The following is a 22,059-nucleotide window of genomic DNA, read 5'->3' on the forward strand; positions in this document are numbered from 1 at the left end:
TCCTGCATATCAGCCCGGGAGAAATGAGAGAAGAAATAGAGAAGAAAGAGGCTTGCGCGGGGCCTTGTCGGGCGCGGCAAGGGCCGGGCTTAGCCGGCCGACTCTTGCGTGATCAGCCAGGCACCGGACTTGGACTTGATCAGCTGCAAGGTCTTGCTGCTCTTCACGTCCAGCGAATCGGAGTTGTAGTCCTGGCGGAAGCTGACGCTGGCCTTGTCGCCGTTCAGCTTGATTCTCACATTGGAGAGCTCGACCTTGATCTTCTTCTTGCCCATGATGCGGACGCGGCGGTCTTCTTCCCAGGCCTTGCGGCTGCCGGACTTGCCCTTGAATTCGGGGGCATAGGCCTTGTAATAGTCCTTCATATCGCGATCGCTCCAGGCCTGGGCCCAGGCTAGCACGGCCTTGTTGACCGCCTTTTCCTGAGCCTGAGCTTCAAGGGCTGCGCTGTTGTCGGGCTTGGGCGCTGGCGCCGGAGCCGCGGCCACGGCAACGGGCTTGGTCGCTGCGGGGGCCGGGGCAGGTGTTGCGGCAGCGGCGGGCGCAGGCGCGGGTTTGGCGGCTGCAGGTGACGGTGCCGCTGCGGGGCTGGCCGCCGCGACCTGGGTGGGTTTGGCGCTTGTGGCCGAAGTTGCGGCCGGGGTCGCCGCTGCAGGGGCGGCAGCGACCTGCGGCGCCGAGGCCGGCTTGGCCGCGGCGGCCTGCACGGCGGCCTTGGCCACGCGCGGATCCACGCTGGCTTCAAACACGTTTTGCACCACGGCCAGCTTCAGCGGCAGATTGCTGTCGCCCTTGTCCAGCGCCAGGGCCTTTTTATAGGCCTGGCCGGCCAGGCGAGCATAGACATCGCCCAGATTCTGGAAGGCGGTGGCATAGCTGGGGTTGGTGCGAATCGCCAGCTCCAGGGCCTGGCGGGCCTTCTCGTAATCGCCCTGGCTGCCATACATGACGGCCAGATTGTTGTAGGGGCCGGGCAGGTCGGGGTTGGTCTCGATCAGCTTTTGGAAGACGGCGATGGCCTCGGCCTGCCGGTTCAGCTGCGAGAGCGCGATGCCGCGCTGCAGGCGCAGGCGCGCATCATTGGGCTTGGCTTGCAGCAGGGTGTCGATCTTTTTCAGTCCGTCCGTGGCCTTGCCTTGGGACAGCAGGGCTTGCACCTCGCTCACATCGTCGGCACGGGCCGCAGCGCTGAACAGGCTCAAACCCAGGGCGAGGCCGAGGCTGAGTTGCAGGACGAGAGGGCGCAGGGGAAATCGTGTCACGGACTGATAGGAGAGCATGGTCGCGGCTAGATTTTGAGTGGGCGGATTGTAGCGGCGGCCTTGCGGCCAAGCCCACCCGCTTGCTTGAGGCTTGCCCCTAGGTGCGGAAGGCCTCACGAGCAGGGCGAGGCCGTGCCTGCGCAGGCTCAAATTTGCCTGCTTTCCCTGAGCTGTGGGCGGACGGGCGCATGCTAGAGTCCGTTGCGAAATCAAGGCCTTGGCCCGCTTTGTGGCGGCCGCCAAACGGCCAAATTCCTTGGACCCCTCTCCTACGAGAAAGACGCCTTCCCGTGCTCATTCAACGCCGTGCTCGTTTTTGTCAGGCCTTGGGCTCGGCGGCACTGCTTGGCGGCTTGCTGTTCAGCCCTCTGAACAGCTCGGCCATGGAATTGGGGCGGCCGCAGACCCTGTCGGGACTGGGCGAGGCCTTGTCGCTGAAGCTACCCATGCGGCTCAGCCCGGGCGAGACCCTCAATGCCGATTGCATCAAGGTCACGATAGAAACGGCCGATCAGGTCTTGCCCGCGCATCAGGTCCATAAAACGGTGGACTACCAGGCCGAGTCTCACAGCGGCTGGGTCTGGGTCAAAACCACGGTCGCCATCGAGGAGCCGGTGGTCAAGCTGTCGCTGGGTTGCCCGACCCAGCAGCTGACCGCCTTTGTGGACCCGGCCCCGGCTGCCGCTGCCAAGGCGCAGACGGCGGCGGCTGTTTCTTCAAGTTCAAATGCCATGGCAATCAAGGCTGCGGCGACCCAAGCCAAGCTGCCCGCCACGGCCGCCACGGCCAACCCAGCCGCGCCAGTTGCCAAGGCGCCTGCGCGTGTGACCGTGCTGATTCTCGGCCCGGACAGGCTGCGCTTCGATCTCGACGGCGGCTCGGCCGGCCGGCCTGGCAAGAGCGCGGGGGCTTGGCAAAAAGATGGCTTGGACCCAGCGCGTGCCGGCTTTGGCCTGCTGATGAGCCTGGACCCTGGTCGTGCCCCGGCTGCGGCGGCCGCCGCGCCCAGCGCCTCGGGCGCTGGCCTGGGTCAGCGTGTGCAGGCGGCCGAGAGCGAGTTCCAGAGTCTGCAGAACGAACACGCCAGCCTCAGCCAGGAACTCGACAAGCTGACCCGGTCCTTGGCCGAGCGGCGCACCCAGTCCTCGCCCGGCCCGGCCGCCTTGCTGGCGCTGGCGGCAGCTTTGCTGGGCCTAGCGGGCTTGAGCTATTTCGTGCTCTGGCCGCGCTGGCGCCTGCGTTCGCGGGCCTGAATCCTCGGGGTCCAAAGCCCTGTCGCGCGCGGGCGTCCGCCGTCTTCGTAGAATGCCCCATTCCTATTGATGGCGCCTTGCAACAAGGCGCGAGGCTCTTGCATGAGTGCTGCTGCCGCTGCTGCGTCCCCCAAACCCTTCCCATCCACTGACTCGTCCGCCGCAAAAAGCGCTGGAGAAGCGGGTGCGCCCCTGCCCATCGTCATCGTCGGCGCCGGCCTGGCCGGCTTGACCGTGGCCCTGCATCTGGCCGATCGCCAGCCCGTCATCGTGCTGGCCAAGCGCGAGTTGAATGAGGGCGCCACGGCCTGGGCTCAGGGCGGCATCGTCGGCGTGCTGGGGCCGGACGACAGCATCGCCAGCCATGTGCGCGACACGCAGGACGCCGGTGCCGGCCTGGTGGACGAGGCCACCGCCCGCTTCATCGCCGAGCGCAGCGCCCAGGCGGTGGAATGGTTGGTACGCCAGGGCGTGCCCTTTACGCCCGATAGCGAGGGCCCGCTGGGCCTGCACCTGACCCGCGAAGGTGGCCATGCCGTGCGCCGCATTGCCCATGCGGCCGATGCCACCGGCAAAGCGATTCACGACCAGTTGCTGGCCGCTGCTGCCGCGCATCCGAATATCGATTTACGGCAACGCTGGATGGCGCTGGACTTGATCACCTCCCGCCATGTGCAGCGCGAGGAAGAACCTCGTTGCTATGGCATCTATGCCCTGGACATCGACGGCCAGCGCGTCGAAGCCTTGGCGGCCCAGGCCGTGGTGCTGGCCACCGGCGGGGCGGGCAAGGTCTACCGCTACACCACCAACCCCGACACCTCCACCGGTGACGGCATCGCCATGGCCTGGCGGGCGGGCTGCCGGGTGGCGAATATGGAGTTCATCCAGTTCCATCCCACCTGCTTGTACCACCCGCAGGAGCGCAGCTTTCTGATCACCGAGGCCTTGCGCGGCGAGGGTGGGCATTTGAAGCTGCCGGATGGCACGCGCTTTATGGCCGCGCATGACGAGCGCATGGAGCTGGCGCCGCGCGATATCGTCGCCCGCGCCATCGACTTCGAGATGAAAAAGCATGGCTTGGACCATGTGTGGCTGGACGCCACCCATCTGGGCGAGGCCTTTTTGAAAGAGCATTTCCCCACGGTTTATGCGCGCTGCCTGAGCCTGGGTATCGATATTGCCAAGCAGATGATCCCCGTCGTGCCGGCGGTGCACTTCACCTGCGGCGGGGTGGTGACCGACTTGAACGGCAGCTGCGATCTGCCCGGCCTCTATGCCGTGGGTGAAACCAGTTACACCGGCCTGCACGGCGCCAACCGCCTGGCCAGCAATTCCTTGCTGGAATGCGTGGTGCTGGGCCAGACCTGCGCCAGCCATATCGAGGCCATGCCTGCGCTCGCCCCGGCGCCGCTGCCGGCCTGGGACGAAAGCCAGGTGGAGGACGCCGACGAGCAGGTGGTGATCGCCCACAACTGGGACGAGTTGCGCCTCTTGATGTGGAACTATGTGGGCATTGTGCGCACCACCAAGCGTCTGGAGCGCGCGCTGCATCGCATCGCGCTGCTGCGTGGTGAGATCGACGACTACTACGCCAATTTCCGCGTCACCCGCGACCTGCTGGAGCTGCGCAATCTGCTCGATTGCGGCGAGTTGATCGTGCGCTCAGCCTTGCTGCGGCATGAGAGCCGCGGCCTGCATTTCAGCCGCGACTACCCGCGCACCTTGCCGGTGAGCTTCCCGACCGTGCTGATGGCCGAACGGGGTTTGAAAACCCGCTGAAGCGCAGCTTTAGGCATTGGCCCGTAAGGTGGTGCGGGCCTGCACAAAGATGAAGGCGTAGTTGACGGCGTCCAGGATGGCGTTGTCAATTTCGCTGCGCTCGTGCTCGGTCAGGTAGAAGAGAAAGTCCACCGCGTGGCGGATGTAGCGGGGCGGCAGGCGGTTCAGCGCCACGCAGGCCACATCGCACAACAGATCGCTGTCGGCCTTGATCTCGGGGTAGTCCTCGGCCGCTTTCATCACGGCCGTGAGCACCTCGCGCTCGTGATAGTTGAACAGCGAACTGAAGTCTTGATTCATCTGCGTCTCCCTTGGAATGGCGACTGACACGATAAACCCCAGGCGCGCCCTCAGCGGGCGGAAATGGAGGCCTTGAGGCGGCTTTTTCGCCCGCAGCTCAAGGCCCGGCCAGTATCCCTCAGGCCGCGCCTATGCCGGCGACCAGACCGCTTTGTTTGGCTTTGAGCGCCGCGGTGAAGTCCAGCATGCGGGCGATGCAGCCCAGCGCCTTGACACGGGTGGGCTCGTCGACCGTGATCTCGCCCTGGCCGGTCTTCAGGCAATCGATCAAGTTTTGCAAGCCGTTCATGGCCATCCAGGGGCAGTGGGCGCAGCTCTTGCAGGTGGCGCTGTTGCCGGCGGTGGGGGCTTCGATCAAGGTCTTGCCCGGTGCCAGCTGGCGCATGCGGTGCAGGATGCCGTTGTCGGTGGCGACGATGTATTCCTGGGCCTTGCCTTCCACCACGGCCTTGATCAGGGCCGAGGTGGAGCCCACCACATGGGCCATCTCGACCACGCTCTTGGGCGACTCGGGGTGGACGAGGATCATGGCGTCCGGGTGCTGCTCACGCAGCAGCTCCAGCTCCAAACCCTTGAATTCATCGTGCACGATGCAGGCACCGTTCCACATCAGCATATCGGCGCCGGTTTGTTCCTGGATGTAGCGGCCCAGATGGCGGTCGGGGGCCCAGAGGATCTTCTCGCCCTTGGCACGCAGGTCGGCCACGATCTCCAGCGCGCAGGAGCTGGTGACCATCCAGTCGGCCCGCGCCTTCACGGCGGCGCTGGTATTGGCGTAGACCACGACCTTGCGGTCGGGGTGGGCATCGCAGAAGGCGGCGAACTCATCGGCCGGGCAGCCCAGGTCCAGCGAGCAGGTGGCGTCTAGATCGGGCATCAGCACGCGTTTCTCGGGGCTGAGGATCTTGGCGCTTTCGCCCATGAAGCGCACGCCCGCCACCACCAAGGTTTGAGCGGCGTGGTCGCGGCCAAAGCGGGCCATCTCCAGCGAGTCGGAGACGATGCCGCCGGTCTCCAGGGCCAGGTCTTGCAGATCGCCGTCCACATAGTAGTGAGCGACCAGCACGGCGTTGTGCGCCTTGAGCAAGGCCGCAGCCTCCGCCTTCAGTGCCTGGCGTTGACTGGGGTTGAGAGGGGCGGGCACCTTGGCCCAGGCATGCGCCGTGCAGCTTTGGCCGGCGGCGTCCTGGCGGGTGTAGTCGAAGAGAACTTGATCCATGGGGGCAGATTTTAGTGGGGCGCGTTCTTGACCCTGCTGGACGGGGCCATTGCCCGTTTAGGCTTCCGCGAAGAAGCGGCTGGGTGGCATGCCCACCGTGCGTGTCACCATGGCGGAAAAGGCGCTGGCGCTGGCATAGCCCAGCTCGGCGGCGATCAGATTCATCGGTTGCTTGCGGGCCGCGAGGGTGAGGGCGCGGGCCAGCAAGACCTGCTGGCGCCACTGGGCATAGCTGCTGTCCAGCTCCTGCCTGAACAAGCGGGAGAGGGTGCGGGTGCTGGCGCCCACCTCGGCGGCCCAGGCGTCCAGATCGGCGTGGCGTTGCGGCTCCAGCAGCATGACTTCGCACAGCCGGCGCAAGCGCTTGTCCTGCGGCAAGTCGACGCCTAGCCGCAGGCTGCGTGCTCGCTGCAACTCGTCTTGCACCAGGCTGATGATGCATTGCTCCCGCGCTGTGGGAGCCTCTTCGGCCAAGGCGTCTTGGTGAGCCGCATTGGGATCGGTAGCCAGTTGCAGCACGAGTTCCCGCAGCAACGGGGTCACTTCGATGACCCGGCACTCTTTCCAGGCCTGGGCTTGTTCGATGGGCAGGCCGGGGCCTTGGCATTGGTCCGACTGGTGCAAATACAGGGAGCGCAGATCAGCCCGCTCGACCGCAGTCACCGCATGTTCGATATGCGGCGGAATCCAGACGGCGCGCGAGGGGGGCAGCAAATAGGTTGCTCGCTCGGTATTGATGCGTACCGCCCCGCCAATGCTGAAGGTGACTTGGCCCCAGGCATGGCTGTGGGCGTGAATGTCCTCGTCATGCTCCAGCACATGGGCCTTGGCCCTGATGGGGCGTTGTGCATGAGGGCGATACAGCTGAGGCTCCCGAGGCGGCATGCTTTTGCGCCGCATGCGCGCAGCGGCTTTCGGCTTTGCGGCCGCGACTTCGGGCCGTGAAAACGCTTTGCTTGGCGTGTGCATAGGGGCTCGTGATGGCTGAAACTCGATAGAAATTGGCGAACTATCGTAACTGAGCCGGTATCGCCCCACATAGAGTCAGGGCCATGACGACGCAAACTGCAACCATAAGTGTTTCGCCCAGCGACCAGGCCCGGCGTGACTTCTCCACCATAGGCCTGATCGGCCTGGCCCACGGCACCTCGCATTTCTTCCATATGCTGCTGCCGCCGCTGTTCCCGGTCTTCATCCGGGAGTTCGGGCTTAACTACTCCGAGCTGGGCCTGCTGGTCACCACCTTCTTCGTCATCTCGGCCCTGGGCCAGGCGATGGCGGGGTTCTTGGTCGACCGGACCGGCGCGCGGCCGGTGCTGTTTGCGGCCCTGAGTTGCTTTGTGCTGGCCAGCATTGCGGCCGGCTTGGCCACCGGCTTTGGCGGCCTGATGTTGGCCGCGGCGCTGGCGGGCCTGGGGAATTCGCCCTTCCATCCGGTGGACTTCACCATCCTCAACAAGCGGGTCTCGCAGCCGCGTCTGGGCCATGCGTTCTCGATCCACGGCATCACCGGCAATCTGGGCTGGGCCTTTGCGCCGGTGTTCTTGATCGGGGTTGCTGAGGCCAGCGGGAACTGGCGCCACGCCTATGTCGGCACGGCGCTGATCGCCCTCGCGGTGATGGCCTTGCTGGCTCTCATGCGTGAGGCCATCGATGACAGCCAGGGCGCCTGGTTGCATGAAAAAGCCGGGGCCGCTGCCGTCAAGGACGAGCACCCCATGGCCTTTTTGCGCCTGCCCTCGGTGTGGCTGTGCTTTTCCTTTTTCTTTTTCGGCACGGCGGCCTTGACGGCCATCCAGAGCTTCGCCAGCCCGGCCCTGACCAGCCTCTACGGTCTGGATCCGCATGCCACCGCCTTTGTGGTGACGGGCTATATGTTGTGTGGCGCGGTCGGTATGTTGATCGGCGGGTTTTGGGTCGCCAAGAGCAGCAGCCTGGAGCGCAATATCGCCATCGCCCTGGCGATTGCCGCGGCCTTGCTTGCCCTGGCGGCCACCGCCTGGCTGCCGCCATTGCTGGCGGCCGGCGTGGTGGCCCTGGCCGGTTTTGGCACTGGTCTGGCCGGCCCCTCGCGCGATATGTTGATCAAGCGCGCAGCACCTCCCGGCGCCACTGGCCGGGTTTACGGCACGGTGTACTCGGGCCTGGACCTGGGTTTTGCGGTCGCCGCGCCTATTTTTGGCGCGCTGATGGACCATGGCCGCCCGGGCGGCGTCTTCCTCGGCGCGGCCTTTGCCTTGTTGCTGGCCATTGGGGCGGCCAATCTGGTGAACATCTCTCGCAAACCCTAGGTTGGCAAGACCTGACCCTGCCCATCCCCACAGCTACAGTGCAAGCCATGACGACGAACACTTCTCGCCCCCAGGGCAACACATCTTCATCACCCCGCCTGGCGGGCCATTTGCTGGTGGAAGCCTTGGTCGAACAGGGCGTCACGGACGTCTTTGGCGTGCCGGGTGAGAGCTATTTGGCGGTGCTGGACGGGTTTCACGAGCATGCCGACAAGATCCGCTTCATCGCCTGCCGGCAAGAGGGCGGCGCCGCCTTTATGGCCGAGGCACAAGGCAAGTTGAGCGGCCGCCCCGGCATCTGCTTTGTGACCCGCGGCCCGGGCGCCACCAATGCCAGCATCGGTCTGCACACGGCGTTTCAAGACTCCACGCCGATGATTCTTTTCATCGGCCAGGTGGCCAGCGATCAACGTGACCGCGAGGCGTTTCAGGAAGTGGACTACCGTCAGATGTTTGGCCCGGGCACCCTGGGTTTTGCCAAATGGGTGGGCGAGGTGCAGGACGCCGACCGCCTGCCCGAGTATGTGGCGAGGGCCTTCCACACCGCGCTGCAGGGTCGGCCCGGCCCGGTGGTGCTGGTGCTGCCCGAAGACATGTTGACCGAGCTCAGCAGCGCGCCCGTCTTGCCCCGTGTGCAGCCGGCCCAGGCCTGGCCCACTCCAGCCGCCTTGGCCGAATTGCACGAGCGCCTGCGGGCCGCCAAGAAGCCGCTGGTGATTGCCGGGGGCGGCGGCTGGACGCCCGAGAGCTGTGCCGCCCTGCAGCGCTTTGCCGAGAATTGGCGGCTGCCCGTGGGCTGCGCCTTCCGCTTCCAAGACCTGTTCGACAACCGCCACCCGCAGTACGCCGGGGACGTGGGCATCGCCATCAATCCCAAGCTGGCCGCGCGGGTGCGCGAGGCCGATCTGATCCTGGCCGTCGGCCCCCGTCTGGGCGAAATGACCACCGGCGGCTACACCTTGTTGCAGGCCCCGCGCCCGCAGCAAACCCTGGTGCATATCCATGCCGGGGCGGAGGAGTTGGGCCGGGTTTATGCGGCCGATTTGATGATCAATGCCAGCATGTCTTGCGCCGCCCAGGCGCTGGAGACGCTGGCCGCACCGGCGCAAGTCGCTTGGGCCGACTGGACGGCTCAGGCCCATGCCGACTATCTGGGCAATCTGCAGCCGCAAGCCGTTAGCCCCTTGGACATGGCCGAGGTGGTCAAGTGCTTGGGTCGCCTCTGCCCCGAGGGCACGGTGTTCACCAATGGCGCGGGCAATTACAGCGGTTGGCTGCATCGCTTCCATCAATACCCGGGCTTGCAGCAGCATGGCCGTACCCAGCTAGCACCGACCAGCGGCGCCATGGGTTATGGCCTGCCGGCTGCCGTGGCGGCCAGCCTGCTGGAACCCGAGCGTTGGGTGGTCAATATCGCTGGGGATGGGGACTTTTTGATGAATGGCCAGGAGCTGGCCACGGCCACCGGCTACGGCGCCAAGAAGCTGATCTCGGTGGTGGTGGACAACGGCACTTACGGCACCATACGCATGCACCAGGAGCGCGAGTACCCGGGCCGCGTTTCAGGCAGTGATTTGTTCAACCCCGATTTCGCCATGCTGGCTCGGGCCCATGGCTGGAGTGCTCAGCGCATCGAGCGTACCGAGGACTTTGAGCCCGCCTTGCGTGAGGCCCTAGCCGCGGGCAGGCCTTGCTTGCTGCATCTGCGCTTGTCCAGCGATGTGTCGACCAGCCGCAGCACGCTCAGCGCGATTCGCGAGGCGGCGCAGCAGCGTTTGAATCAGCCCAGGTGAAGTGGCTGGGTGCTGATGACGACGCCGTCTTCGTCGGCGTAAAGCCAGTCCCCCGGGCGCAACCAGTGACCCTGAATCTGCACGGCGACATCGGCCAGGCCTTGGTTCTTGCGTTCGGTCGGCATGGGGCAGTGGCTCAGGGCCAGGATGCCGGTTTGCGCCTGGGCTAACTCCGCCACATCGCGCACACAGCCTTCAATCAAAAGCCCGGCCCAGCCATTCCTGGCCGCGGCTGCAGCCAGATTGCCGCCCAGCAGGGCGCGGCGTAGCGAGCCACCGCCATCCACCACCAGCACCCGGCCTTGGCCCGGGCTTTCCACCGCCTCCTTGACGCGGCTGTTGTCCTCGAAACAGCGTACGGTGGCAATCGGGCCGGCAAAGCGTTTGAGCCCGCCGTAGCTGCGGTGCACGCCGGGCAGGGCGATGAAATCGCCGCTGTCGGTGGCTTTGTGTAGATCGCAGAAATCGCAGGTGGAAAAGCTGATCATGGCGGTTCGAGCGAGTGCCGAGCTTGAGGTGGGTGTGGGGGCTCAGGCCAAGCTGGGGTCGGCCTTGACCAAGATCTTGGCGCCTTCGGCCAGGACGATTTGGCCGGGGCGGATCTTGGCGGTTTTACGCAGCTCGGTCTGTCCATCCACCTGGATTTGACCCTCGGTGATGAGGCTGCGGGCGCGGCCGCCGCTCTCTACCAGGCCGGTGGCCTTGAGCAGTTTGTCCAGGGCGATGAACTCGCCGCGCAATTCAAAGTCGATATTTTGCATACCGATATTGTCCCAGTTCCGCGGGCAAGCCTTGCCGAGCGGGACCGGCGGCCGGGTTTTAGCGTCCGCTGAAGACGTCGACGGCCCCGACCAGGATGCCGGCTTGCTCCTTCAAACGGTCGGCCGCCGAGGCCGATTGCTGCACCAGGGCGGCGTTTTGCTGCGTCATCTGGTCGAGTTGGGAGACGGCGATATTGACCTGGCCGATGCCGCTGGATTGTTCGCGGGTGGCGGCGCTGATCTCGCTAATCAAGTCGTTGACGCGATTGACCTGATGGACGATTTCGCCCATGGCCTGGCCGGCGCGCTCCACCAGATGGGCGCCGGTCTCGACCTTTTCCACGCTATCGCTGATCAGGCCCTTGATCTCCTTGGCCGCAGCCGCGCTGCGTTGCGCCAAGCTACGCACCTCGCCGGCCACCACGGCAAAGCCGCGACCCTGCTCACCGGCCCGGGCCGCCTCGACGGCGGCATTGAGGGCCAGGATATTGGTCTGGAAGGCGATGCCATCGATCACGCCGATGATGTCGGAGATGCGTTTGCTGGAGGCGGTGATGGCGTTCATGGTGTCCACCACCTGGCCCACGACCACGCCACCACGGGCCGCCGATTCGCTGGCCGAGCCGGCCAGTTGCGCGGCTTGTTGGGCGGTGTCTGCATTGTTCTTGACGGTGGCGGTCATCTCCTCCATGGAGGCGGCGGTTTGCTCCAGGCTGGAGGCGGCCTCCTCGGTGCGCGAGCTCAAATCCATATTGCCGTTGGCGATCTCGGTGCTGGCGTTGTTGACGCCGTTGACCTGGCCCGCGACATCGTCCACCAGGGAGCGAAGATTCAAGCCGCTTTGATTGACGGCACGCATGATCATGCCGATCTCGTCGACCCGGTTCAGCGCGGTCTGCTCGCCGGGTTGACCGGAGGCCACGCACTGAGCCTGCCGCTTGACCGCTTGCAAGGGCGTCGCGATCTGTGCGTCCAGCCACAGAGATAGCAGCCAGGCGGCGATCAGACTGGTGGCGGCAAAGCCGGCCAGGCTCGTCGATCCCAAGCCCAGTCCAGCGGCCGCCGCGATCGTGGTGGCGGCGAAAACAAGCATCGCCCAGCGCATGCGCCAGGCCACCGACATGGTTTGCATGGCCGAGGTCCAGCCCATCAGGCCGGTGCGCACGATCAGCCCCCGGTGAAAGGCGCGATTGCCCGCCCGGTTCTCGCGGAAATCGGCGTAGAGCTTTTCGGCCGCGTTGATCTCGGCGCGGCTGGGCTTGGTGCGCACCGACATATAGCCGGTGACCTTGCCGCCGCGCACCACGGGGGCTGCATTGGCGCGCACCCAGTAGTGGTCACCATTCTTGCGGCGATTTTTGACCAGGGCGGTCCAGGACTGGCCGGCCTTCAAGGTGGCCCACATATCGGCAAAGGCCTGGGTGGGCATATCGGGGTGGCGCACCATATTGTGGGGCTGGCCCATGATCTCTTCGCGCTCAAAGCCGCTGACGGCGACGAAGGCCGCGTTGGCATAGGCAATATGGCTTTGCAGATCGGTGGTCGACATCAAAGTGGCGTCGGCCGGAAAGTCGTACTCGCGTTGCGTTATCGGAAGATTGCTTTTCATCGCCAGCCTTTTCTTTGTTCGGTTGCCAAGCAAGAAATTCGTGACAGGCAGCAACTCAGCATTGAGATGGCTACCCGGGACTTTTGACCGCACTTTTTCGAGACGCCCGACTCAAGCTCGCATGCCCTCGCATGCGCTTGGCGACCATCCGCGTTTGGAGTTCTCGCGATCCACCCTGGCTTCATTCCCGCATTTGGCGCTTCGATTCTGAACCTGAATGCCGGATAAGTGCGTTATTCGCCCGATAGTTCTGCGGTCTTGAGTCTGCGGTGACGGGTGAATGTGAACAAATGCCGGGTCATGTGCGCGAAACAAACAGCCATCGGCCCCTAACGCAGGATTGCGTGGGGATGGTTGGCTGTTCTGGATGGGCAAGACTGGCCTGGCCGCGCCGATTCGGCGGCCTTGCGGCTGAAGCTTTTGTTGTGGGGGGCTGTGAGCCCCCTGGGGGTCAGACCAGGCAGTTCAGCAACTGCTCCAGGCCGCCCTGGTTGATGGCGACCATGGCTTGCTCGCGCACCCGGGGCTTGGCGTGAAAGGCCACCGACAGGCCGGCCACGCTCATCATGGGCATGTCATTGGCACCGTCGCCCACGGCCATGGCCTGGCTGGGCAGGCAGCCGATATCGGCACAGCATTGCAGCAGCATGCGGCGTTTTTCTTCGCCGTCGCAAATCTCCCCCCAGGCCTGCATTACTAGGCCGCCGGTCAAGCGGCCGTCCTTCAGCTCCAACTCGTTGGAGCGGACAAAGTCCATGCCCAATTGAGCAGCCACATAGGCCGTGAAGTAGGTGAAGCCGCCCGAGACCAGCAAGAGCTTGAGCCCGGCCGCCTTGAGTGCGGCACAGAGCTCGCGCGCGCCGGGGTTGAATTGCAAGCGGGTCTGCAACACTTGCTCCAGCACCGATTCGGGCACGCCTTGCAGCAGAGCTAAGCGGCGGCGCAGGCTGTCCTTGAAGTCGCTGATCTCACCGCGCATGGCGGCCTCGGTGATGGCCGCCACCTCGGCGCCTCGGCCGGCCACGGCGGCGATTTCATCGATGCATTCGATGGAGATCAGGGTGGAGTCCATATCGAAAGCGGCGAGGCGGAAGTCCGCCAGGCGCAGCGGCGGGGTGAAACCTTGGATGACCAGTTCGCTCATGAATCGTGCTCAGTCTTGTTTGATCGGCTGGCCCAAGAGGCGCAGCACTTCGCGGATGGCCTGCGCCCGGTCCTTGGGGTCGGAGAGCGCCTTGTCGATGCGCAGCTTGTCATTGCCCACCAGCTTGATATTGCGGTTTTTCTGCACCAGCTCGATCACCCGCATCGCGTCGATCGGTGGGTTGGGGCGGAAGTTGATATTCATCACCGAGGGCGCGGCGTCGATCTTGAGCACGCCGTAAGGCTTGGCCAACACGCGCAGGCGGTGGGTGTCGAACAGGGTCTGGCCCTGGGCAGGCAGCTTGCCGAAGCGGTCGGTGACTTCTTCAAGCAACTTGTCGATCTGCTCGCTCTTCTCGGCCGTGGCCAGGCGTTTGTAGAGCGAGAGGCGCTGGTGCACATCGCCGCAGTAGGCGTCCGGCAAGAGGGCCGGGGCATGCAGATTGATCTCGGTCGTGGCACCCAGGGGTGAGAGCAAATCGGGCTCCTTGCCGGCCTTGAGTGAGCGCACCGCCTCGGACAGCATCTCGTTATAGAGCTGGAAGCCGATCTCCATCATATTGCCGCTCTGGTGCTCGCCCAGCATCTCGCCGGCCCCGCGAATCTCCAGATCGTGCATGGCCAGATAAAAGCCCGAGCCCAGCTCTTCCATGGCTTGAATCGCGTCCAGGCGCTGGGCGGCCTGCTTGGTCAGGCCTTGCAGATCGGGCACCATCAGATAGGCATAGGCCTGGTGGTGGGAGCGGCCGACACGGCCGCGCAGCTGATGCAGCTGGGCCAGGCCGAATTTGTCGGCGCGGGCGATGATGATGGTGTTGGCGCTGGGCACATCGATGCCGGTCTCGATGATGGTCGAGCACAAGAGCACATTGTGTTTGCCGCTGACGAACTCGCGCATCACCCGTTCCAGCTCGCGCTCCGGCATCTGACCATGGGCGATGATGATGCGGGCCTCGGGCACCAACTCTTCGAGCTTCTGGCGCCGGTTCTCAATCGTCTCGACCTCGTTGTGCAGGAAGTAGACCTGGCCGCCGCGCTTCAACTCCCGCAGAACAGCCTCGCGTATGGTGCCGCTGGTCTCGCTGCGCACAAAGGTCTTGATGGCCAGGCGGCGCTGGGGTGCCGTGGCAATCACGCTCAAATCACGAAGGCCTTCCAGTGCCATGCCCAAGGTGCGCGGGATGGGGGTGGCGGTGAGCGTGAGCACATCGACCTCGGCCCGAATGGCCTTCATCGCCTCCTTGTGGCGCACGCCAAAGCGGTGCTCTTCGTCGATCACCAAGAGGCCCAGCCGCGCGAACTTGCAGTCGGCCGACAAGAGCTTGTGGGTGCCCACCACGATGTCGATGGTGCCGTCTGCCAGGCCTTCCATGGCCGCCTTGATTTCCTTGGTCGAGCGGAAACGGCTCATCTCCGCCACCTTGACCGGCCAGCGGCCGAAGCGGTCGGCGATGTTTTGGTAATGCTGCTCGGCCAGCAAGGTGGTGGGTGCGAGTATGGCGACCTGCTTGCCACCCATCACGGCGACGAAGGCCGCGCGCAGGGCCACCTCGGTCTTGCCAAAGCCCACATCGCCGCAGACCAGGCGGTCCATGGGTTTGGGGGAGATCATGTCCTGGATCACCGCGTGGATGGCGGCGCGCTGGTCGGCGGTTTCCTCAAAGCCGAAGCTGGCGGCAAAAGCCTCGTAGTCTGGCCCTGAGTAGCGGAAGGCATGGCCCTCGCGGGCGGCGCGGCGGGCGTAGAGATTGAGCAACTCGGCGGCGGTGTCGCGCACCTGCTCGGCGGCCTTGCGCTTGGCCTTTTCCCATTGGCCGGAGCCCAGGCGGTGCAAGGGCGCTTCTTCGGCCGAAACGCCGGTGTAGCGGCTGATCAGATGCAGCTGGGCCACCGGCACATAGAGCGTGGCCTTGTCGGCATATTCCAGGTGCAGGAACTCCGAGGCACCGTCGCCGATATCGATATTGATCAGGCCTTGGTAACGCCCGATGCCGTGGTTGTTGTGCACCACCGGGTCGCCGACCTTGAGCTCGGAGAGGTCCTTGATCAGGGCGTTGACGTCCGAGACCTGTTCCTGCTTGCGCCGACGCCTTGTGGTGGGCGTGGTGGCGAAGAGTTCGGTCTCGGTGATGATCTGGAACTGGCGGCCCAGATCGGGCTCGTTCCAGAAAAATCCCGAGGCCAGGGGGGCCGCGGTGATGGCGAACTTCTCGGGGCTGCTGACGAAGTCCTCCAGCCCGCTGACCGAGGGCGGGTCGATCTTGTTGTCGCGCAGCAGCTCTAACAGGCTTTCTCGACGGCCTTCGCTCTCGGCCAAGAGCAGCACGCGGTGCGGCGTGCTCTTCAGATGGGCGGCCAGGCGGGCTAGCGGCTCTTGCGCGCCGCGCTCCACGCTGACATCGGGCAGGGGGCGGGCAAAGTCCACCGCCTCATTGCCGCGCAGGGCCAGCACCGCGTGGCCGTGGGTGATGCTGAAGAACTCTTCGACCTTGAGGTAAATCTCTTCCGGCGGCAGGATGGGCCGCTCGGGGTCGTGCTGCAAAAAGCGGTGGCGCTCGCGGGTGTCGGTCCAGAAGCGTTGCAAGGCCTCGTCGATCTCACCATGCAGGGCCAGGGCCGCGCCCTCGCCCAGGAAGTCGAAGATGGTGGCCGTCTGCTCAAAGAAGACGGGCAGGAAGTACTCGATGCCGCCGGTGGCGATGCCACTGGCCATGTCTTTGTAGATGCGCGAACGGGTCGGGTCGCCGTCCATTTTCTCGCGCCAACGGGCGCGGAAGGCCTGGCGAGCGGCCTCGTCCATGGGGAACTCACGGCCGGGCAGCAAGCGGACTTCGGGCACAGGGTAGAGGCTGCGCTGGGTGTCGGGGTCGAAGGTGCGGATCGAGTCCACCTCATCGCCAAACAAGTCCACCCGGTAAGGCACGAGCGAGCCCATGGGGAAGAGATCGATCAAGCCGCCGCGCACCGCGTACTCGCCCGGCGAGACAACCTGGGCCACATGGCTGTAGCCGCCCAGGGTCAGCTGGGCCTTGAGGCTGGCCTCGTCCAGGCGCTGCTTGGTCTTGAAGTTGAAGGTGGTGGCCGCCAGGAAGGAGGGCGGGGCGAGTCGGGTGAGGGCGGTGGTGGCGGGCAGCAAGACCACATCGGCTTCGCGCTGCTCGGCCGGCAAACCGCGCGACTGCAGCAAGCGCCACAAGGTGGCCAGGCGTTCGGAGATCAGGTCCTGGTGCGGCGAGAAGGTGTCATAGGGCAGGGTCTCCCAGTCGGGGAAGACGGCCACGCGCAGCTCGGGCGCAAAAAACTTCAGCTCGTCTTCCAGCCGCTGCGTATCACCGGGCTCGGCCGTGATGATGGCGGTGATGCGTCCGGCCGCCATCTGGCTGCAAGCAAAGCGGGCCAGCAGCATGGCATCGGCGGAGCCGGTGGGGCGGGCGAGGGTGAACTTCTTACCGGGGGCGATCAGGGGCAACTGCATGGGAGGGGGTGTCTTCGAGGTCTGGATGGGAGAGGGCAGGCCTCGAATCAGAAATCTGAAATGGCGCCCATGAAGCGAGCTGGGCCCAGGGGAATGGATTGCGTTTGATTGTAGGGAATCGCCACCGCCTTGCCCTGCGCGGCCATAAAAAACGGCGCCCGCAGGCGCCGTTCTGAGTCAGAGCAAAGTCGCTCAGGCCTTGCGGCGGCGGGCCATCCAGCCCAGCAGGCCCAGGCCGCCCAACATCAGGGCATAGGTCTGAGGTTCTGGCACGGCGGCCACGCTGCCCAGGGTCAGGTCGTTGATGGTGGGCCACACGCCGGCCTCGCCTGTGCCCTGGTTACCCACCCACAGCTTCAGCGAGCTCAGGCCGCCGGTGGACACAAAGCCCAGGAAACTGCCGGTATTGGGGTTCAGCAATTGCTGGGTGATGCTGCCGCTGGCGTCGGTCACCTGAATGCTCAGGGCGGTAGCCGCGGTGGAGTAGCCGGCGATATTGGTGCCGAAGAAGAAACCGCCCACTGCCTGCACGTCGGCCGAGAAGCCGTTGAAGGTGACCGTGTCGGTGCGGTTGTTAGTGGCCAGCCAGACGTCTTGGCCATCGTCGGAGGCTGGGAAGAACACGCTGGTCGGGCCCACGCTGGCGGTGTAGCTGTGGCTGCCGGCCGTGCGCGCCTGGGGCGTGCCCAGGGTGGTGGTGTAGTCGAGGTCGTCGAAGCTGTCGACGCCGGCATGGGTGATGGCCGCCAGATAGGCCGCTTGGCTGGTGTAGACCGTCACGGCGGCTTGCGCGCCCCCCGAGACCGCGACAAAAGCGGCCAAGGCGATCGGTGCCAAAAGAGTCTTGAATTTCATGTGCATCAACCTTTTCATGAGACTTTGAGGGTCCGGGCGGGAGCTTGTGGGGTCTTTACTGCGGGACCCAGTCTCAGGCTTGGTCTTGCTGGCGTCGATCCTTTAAGTTAGGGTTCGGGCTAACCCTTGATTTGCAGGTAAACAGGGCTTGACGCGCAGGAATTTGCCGAATTGAAACAGCCCTGCGAGAGGGCTGTTTCGGGGGGAGCGGGGACGGCAGGCGCTGTCCCTTGTTTCAGGGTCAGGCGTTCAACTTGCTCCAGATGAAGAGCAAGAGAACGGCACCGGCTACCGACATCAGCAAGCCAGCTGGGTGCAGCAGATTGCCGTCGGCCGAGCCGCTGATCAAGCGGCCGATAAATCCGCCGACAAAGGAACCGGCCACGCCCAGCACGCCGGTCATGAGCAGACCGATGTTCTGCGAGCCAGGGAAGATCAGGCGGGCGATGGCGCCCACCACGATGCCAATCAAAAACATCCAGAGGTAGTGCAAGAGGAGCTCCTGTTGAGGGGATGGAATGAGGGACGTGGCCAAGAGAGTTGAGGCCACGCGACATTGGGTACCCGGATTCAACGCCTCAGCGTCTCGCCCGGTCGACCGGCAAACTAGGGGTGTACTTGCCTGCGCCTGGCCAGTGGACATGAAAAACGGCCCTGTGACGGGCCGTTGACTTGGATGATGCAGCGCCTGCTGCAGGCTGAACCGAGGGGGGAGAGGGGCTCAGCGCTTGGCCGTGCGGCGGCGCGCCACCCAGGCCATGCCGGCCAGACCCGTCAACATCAGGGCGTAGCTGGAGGGTTCGGGGACGGCGTTGAGCAGGCCGTCGGTTTTGGCAAAGCTTTGGAAAGCGGCGCCATTGGACGAGAACTGCGCTTGCTGGCCCCCGTCGCAGCAGCCTTCCAGGCCAAAGATCTGCAGTCGGTGCTGACCGGCAGCGATATTCAGATTGCTGAAGGAGAAGGACTGGCTCGGGTCGGCGTAGCTGCCGGCCCACCACATATCGTTGGTCTTGAAGCCCAGGGCCACGCCGTCCAGGACGACCGCACCGCCCTTGCCGAAGTCCACACCCGCACGCAGGCTCCAGCTGCCGGCCTGGTTGGCGGCGACGCCGAAGTCGATGGTGGAGCGGAAGGCGATATTGCTGCTGGAGCCGCCGAAGACGGAGGTATTGCTGATGCCGTCGTAGAGGGCGATATCGGCCAGCTTGGCACCTGGCTGGGCCAGGGCGGCGTTGACCACGCTGCGATAGTCGGCGGCGCTGGCCTGAGCACCGGCGCTGGAACTGGCGGTTTCAAACGTGATCACACTGGCTTGGGCGGCCAGACCGGCCAGGCCAAGAGTGCTCAGAACAAGGGCTTGGGACAGAGTTTTCATGCGGGACTTTCTTGTTGCCAAAGGCATCGGGGATGCGATGAGCACCAATGTAGTCAGGGCCTCGCCTGCGTGCCGCCCCCCATTCCAATGGCCAGCGCAAAGCGCGCCAAAGTGCCGTGAGCTATTACCGGATTCACGCGACTCGCTGCGGCGAAAGACCCACAGTGCCGCGGGTGGCGGGCGCGGCGTCTTGGCTCAGGCGCTGGGTTTGCGCCGGATCTGTATAGGCTGGGAGGGGTCGGCCAAGGCGCGTGCGCGCAGCTGACCGCAGCCGCCGTCCACGTCCTGGCCGGCCGAGTCGCGCAGCTTGGTGAGAATGCCGCGCTGGTGCAGATGGCGGGCGATCTCGCGGGCCTTGTCCCAGCTGGGGCGCTGGAAGGGCAGGTCGGGGATGCTGTTGTAGGGGATCATGTTCAAGAGCGCGTACTTGCCTTTGAGCAAGCGCACGATGCCGTCCATTTCCTCGGGCCCGTCGTTGACGCCTTCCAGCAGGGTCCATTGGTATTGGATGGGGTAGGCGCTGGCGCGGGCGTATTGCTCGCCCAACTCCACCAACTCCTCGGGTGTCAGGCGCGGCGCGCGCGGCAGCAGGCGTTCGCGCAGCTCGGCCCGGCTGGTGTGCAGGGACAAGGCCAGGGCCGGTTTGACCGGCCCCAGGGGCAGGCGCTCGAACACGCGCGGGTCGCCCACGGTGGAGAAGACCAAATTCTTGTGGCCGATATTGCCTTGCAGGCCCAGCAGCTCGATGGCCTCCATCACATTGTCGAGGTTGTGGGCGGGCTCGCCCATGCCCATGAACACCACCTTCTTGACCGGCCGCAGCGTGCGGGCCAAGGCCACCTGGGTGATGATCTCGGCGCTGCTGACTTGGCGGATCAGGCCCTCACGGCCCGTCATGCAGAACTGGCAGCCGACGGCGCAGCCGACCTGGGAGGACACGCAGACGCCCTCGCGTGGCAGCAGCACGCTTTCCACCGTCATGCCGTCTTGCAAGGCGATCAAGAGGCGGGCCGAACCGTCTTCGCCCGGATGTTGGGACTGGATGCGACCCAGGGCCTGCAATTGCTGCTCCAGGGCCGGCAAGGCCTCGCGCACGGCCAGGGGCAAAAAGTCTTCGGGGCGGCGGCGGCCCGCAGTCAGGGGTAGGGCCCGCACCCATTGGCGCAGCACCCGCTGCACATGCAAGGGCTTGGCGCCCAGATCGCTGAGCTGTTGTTGGAGGTCTTGGATGCGCATCGTGTGGCGGGCGGGGAACAGGAGAGCGGGGGCGGGCGAAAAAGATCGGACATTGTCCGTGTAAACCCTAGGTTGAACGTGTCCATGGGATAAGCTGCAAGCCCATTTGCCGTGTGGGCTGAGCGTCAGCCGGCCACGGCCTACTTTTCCGCTGATCTCAAATCCTGGATTCTCTCTGATGCTTCTTGATGCGAAGAACCGTGTGCAAAACGAGCGCCTGCGCCAGCGCCTGATGTCGGCCCGAGAAGCCGCCGACCTGATCCCCGCGGGTGCCAATGTGGGCATGAGCGGTTTCACCGGGGCGGGCTACCCCAAGCTGATCCCGCAAGCCCTGGCCGCCCGAATCTCGGAAGAGAACGCCGCCGGCCGGCCCTTCCGCATCGGCCTGTGGACGGGCGCTTCCACCGCGCCCGAGCTGGACGGTGCTCTGGCCCGCGTCAACGGGGTGGAGATGCGCCTGCCCTATCAGTCCGACCCGACCAGTCGCAAGCTGATCAATGCCGGTCAGATGGAGTACACCGATATTCACCTGAGCCATGTGGCCCAGTACGTCTGGTTCGGCTTTCTGGGCAAGCTGGATGTGGCGGTGATCGAGGTGGCGGGCATCCTGCCCGATGGGCGACTGGTGCCGTCCACCTCGGTGGGCAATAACAAAACCTGGCTGGAGCAGGCCGACAAGATCATTCTGGAGGTCAACAGCCTGCAGAACCCCGGCCTGGAGGGCATGCACGACATTTATTACGGCACCCAGCTGCCGCCCAAGCGCGTACCCATCCCCTTGGTGCAGGTCAGCGACCATATCGGCGAGCCCTATCTGCACTGCGATCTGAACAAGGTCATCGCGGTGGTGGAGACGCACCAGCCCGATCGCAACAGCGCTTTTGCCGAGCCCGACGCGGTCTCGCAGGCGATTGCCGGTCATCTGATCGAGTTCTTGCAAAACGAGGTCAAGCTGGGCCGCCTGGGCCCGGATCTGCTGCCCCTGCAGTCCGGCGTTGGCAATATCGCCAACGCGGTGCTGGCAGGGCTGGACCAAGGCCCTTTTGAGAATCTGACCGCCTTTACCGAAGTCTTGCAGGACGGCATGCTGCATATGCTCAAGTCTGGCAAGCTGGCCTATGCCTCGGCCACCGCGCTGTCGCTGAGCCCGGCGGCGGCGGAGATGTTTGAGCGCGAGATCGAGTTCTTCCGTCAGCGCATCGTCTTGCGCCCACAGGAGATCAGCAATCACCCCGAGCTGATCCGTCGCCTGGGCCTGATCGCGATGAACGCCATGATTGAGGCCGATATCTACGGCAACGTCAACTCCACCCATGTGATGGGCAGCAGCATCATGAACGGCATCGGCGGCTCGGGCGACTTTGCCCGCAACGCTTATATGTCCATCTTCATGACGCCTTCCACCGCCAAGGGCGGCGCCATCTCCTGCATCGTGCCCATGGTCTCGCATGTGGACCATACCGAGCATGATGTGCAGATCATCGTCACCGAGCGCGGTCTGGCGGACTTGCGCGGTCTCTCGCCCAAGGAGCGCGCCAAGCTGGTGATCGAAAAATGTGCCCACCCCGACTTCCAGCCCGCGCTGCGCGACTATGTGCGGCGCGCGGCCGAGGGCGCACCCGGCCAGCACACCCCGCATCTGCTGGACCAGGCCTTCAGCTGGCACACCCGCTATCTGCGTGATGGCCGCATGTAAGTTGCGTCATTT

Annotated in this window: 18 protein-coding genes; 5 read left to right on the top strand and 13 right to left on the bottom strand. The window is 64.9% G+C overall.

Translation table 11 applies throughout. The features are described 5' to 3' along the window. Positions 1-89 precede the first annotated feature (89 nt). On the bottom strand, positions 90-1,262 hold the full coding sequence (locus DBR47_RS01835; RefSeq protein WP_231512076.1) for a tetratricopeptide repeat protein: 1,173 nt from the start codon (positions 1,260-1,262) through the stop codon (positions 90-92). A 290-nt stretch (positions 1,263-1,552) separates the two neighbouring features. On the opposite strand from DBR47_RS01835, the gene DBR47_RS01840 reads away from it, so the two are divergent. Further along, a complete protein-coding gene (locus DBR47_RS01840) occupies positions 1,553-2,515 on the top strand; it encodes a hypothetical protein (protein WP_124446279.1) in 963 nt (320 codons plus the stop codon). A gap of 102 nt (positions 2,516-2,617) precedes the next feature. Beyond that, on the top strand, positions 2,618-4,294 hold the full coding sequence (gene nadB, locus DBR47_RS01845; RefSeq protein ID WP_124446280.1) for an L-aspartate oxidase: 1,677 nt from the start codon (positions 2,618-2,620) through the stop codon (positions 4,292-4,294). Between the two features lie 9 nt (positions 4,295-4,303). Here the strand turns inward: nadB and DBR47_RS01850 are convergent, their stop codons facing one another. From DBR47_RS01850 to DBR47_RS01860, 3 genes are all read right to left on the bottom strand, one after another. Next, positions 4,304-4,594, bottom strand: coding sequence for a late competence development ComFB family protein (locus DBR47_RS01850; RefSeq protein WP_124446281.1), 291 nt, complete (start codon positions 4,592-4,594; stop codon positions 4,304-4,306). Positions 4,595-4,712: 118 nt separating this feature from the next. Next, positions 4,713-5,813 (bottom strand): quinolinate synthase NadA, encoded by a 1,101-nt coding sequence (gene nadA, locus DBR47_RS01855; RefSeq protein ID WP_124446282.1) that lies wholly within the window; start codon positions 5,811-5,813, stop codon positions 4,713-4,715. A gap of 57 nt (positions 5,814-5,870) precedes the next feature. Continuing rightward, positions 5,871-6,713: a helix-turn-helix domain-containing protein gene (locus DBR47_RS01860; protein ID WP_124446283.1), complete on the bottom strand. Its 843-nt coding sequence runs from the start codon at positions 6,711-6,713 to the stop codon at positions 5,871-5,873. A gap of 152 nt (positions 6,714-6,865) precedes the next feature. Here DBR47_RS01860 and DBR47_RS01865 point away from each other — a divergent pair, with 152 nt between their 5' ends. Both DBR47_RS01865 and DBR47_RS01870 read left to right on the top strand, forming a co-directional pair. Then, on the top strand, positions 6,866-8,104 hold the full coding sequence (locus tag DBR47_RS01865) for an MFS transporter (protein WP_124446284.1): 1,239 nt from the start codon (positions 6,866-6,868) through the stop codon (positions 8,102-8,104). 47 nt (positions 8,105-8,151) lie between these two features. After that, positions 8,152-9,897 carry a thiamine pyrophosphate-binding protein gene (locus DBR47_RS01870; protein WP_124446285.1) on the top strand — a complete coding sequence of 582 codons (1,746 nt, stop codon included), beginning with the start codon at positions 8,152-8,154 and terminating at the stop codon, positions 9,895-9,897. On the opposite strand, the gene rraA is transcribed toward DBR47_RS01870, so the two are convergent. The 9 genes from rraA to DBR47_RS01915 form a co-directional block, all read right to left on the bottom strand. Then, positions 9,885-10,385 carry a ribonuclease E activity regulator RraA gene (gene rraA, locus DBR47_RS01875; RefSeq protein ID WP_124446286.1) on the bottom strand — a complete coding sequence of 167 codons (501 nt, stop codon included), beginning with the start codon at positions 10,383-10,385 and terminating at the stop codon, positions 9,885-9,887. The two genes, DBR47_RS01870 and rraA, sit on opposite strands and share 13 nt — an antisense overlap. A 42-nt stretch (positions 10,386-10,427) precedes the next feature. Then, positions 10,428-10,658: an RNA-binding S4 domain-containing protein gene (locus DBR47_RS01880; RefSeq protein ID WP_124446287.1), complete on the bottom strand. Its 231-nt coding sequence runs from the start codon at positions 10,656-10,658 to the stop codon at positions 10,428-10,430. 58 nt (positions 10,659-10,716) lie between these two features. After that, entirely contained in the window at positions 10,717-12,267 is a 1,551-nt protein-coding gene (locus tag DBR47_RS01885; RefSeq protein WP_124446288.1) for a PAS domain-containing methyl-accepting chemotaxis protein, read from the bottom strand. A 451-nt stretch (positions 12,268-12,718) separates the two neighbouring features. After that, positions 12,719-13,411, bottom strand: a complete 693-nt coding sequence (serB, locus tag DBR47_RS01890; RefSeq protein WP_124446289.1) for a phosphoserine phosphatase SerB — start codon at positions 13,409-13,411, stop codon at positions 12,719-12,721. A 9-nt stretch (positions 13,412-13,420) separates the two neighbouring features. Beyond that, a complete protein-coding gene (mfd, locus tag DBR47_RS01895; protein WP_124446290.1) occupies positions 13,421-16,885 on the bottom strand; it encodes a transcription-repair coupling factor in 3,465 nt (1,154 codons plus the stop codon). A 192-nt stretch (positions 16,886-17,077) separates the two neighbouring features. Continuing rightward, the gene (locus tag DBR47_RS01900; RefSeq protein WP_197046813.1) at positions 17,078-17,740 is read right to left on the bottom strand and encodes a PEP-CTERM sorting domain-containing protein; all 663 of its coding nucleotides are present in this window, start codon (positions 17,738-17,740) and stop codon (positions 17,078-17,080) included. Between the two features lie 241 nt (positions 17,741-17,981). Beyond that, complete coding sequence (locus DBR47_RS01905) at positions 17,982-18,233, bottom strand: GlsB/YeaQ/YmgE family stress response membrane protein (RefSeq protein ID WP_197046814.1); 252 nt, start codon at positions 18,231-18,233, stop codon at positions 17,982-17,984. A 228-nt stretch (positions 18,234-18,461) separates the two neighbouring features. Continuing rightward, complete coding sequence (locus DBR47_RS01910) at positions 18,462-19,115, bottom strand: CCXG family PEP-CTERM protein (protein ID WP_124446294.1); 654 nt, start codon at positions 19,113-19,115, stop codon at positions 18,462-18,464. Between the two features lie 195 nt (positions 19,116-19,310). Continuing rightward, positions 19,311-20,351: an RNA methyltransferase gene (locus DBR47_RS01915; RefSeq protein WP_124446296.1), complete on the bottom strand. Its 1,041-nt coding sequence runs from the start codon at positions 20,349-20,351 to the stop codon at positions 19,311-19,313. A gap of 178 nt (positions 20,352-20,529) precedes the next feature. Here DBR47_RS01915 and DBR47_RS01920 point away from each other — a divergent pair, with 178 nt between their 5' ends. After that, positions 20,530-22,047 (top strand): acetyl-CoA hydrolase/transferase family protein, encoded by a 1,518-nt coding sequence (locus tag DBR47_RS01920; protein ID WP_124446298.1) that lies wholly within the window; start codon positions 20,530-20,532, stop codon positions 22,045-22,047. The last annotated feature ends 12 nt before the right edge of the window (positions 22,048-22,059 follow it).

The sequence above is a fragment of the Paucibacter sp. KBW04 genome (genome assembly GCF_003852425.1).
Taxonomy (GTDB): Bacteria; Pseudomonadota; Gammaproteobacteria; order Burkholderiales; family Burkholderiaceae_C; genus Paucibacter_A.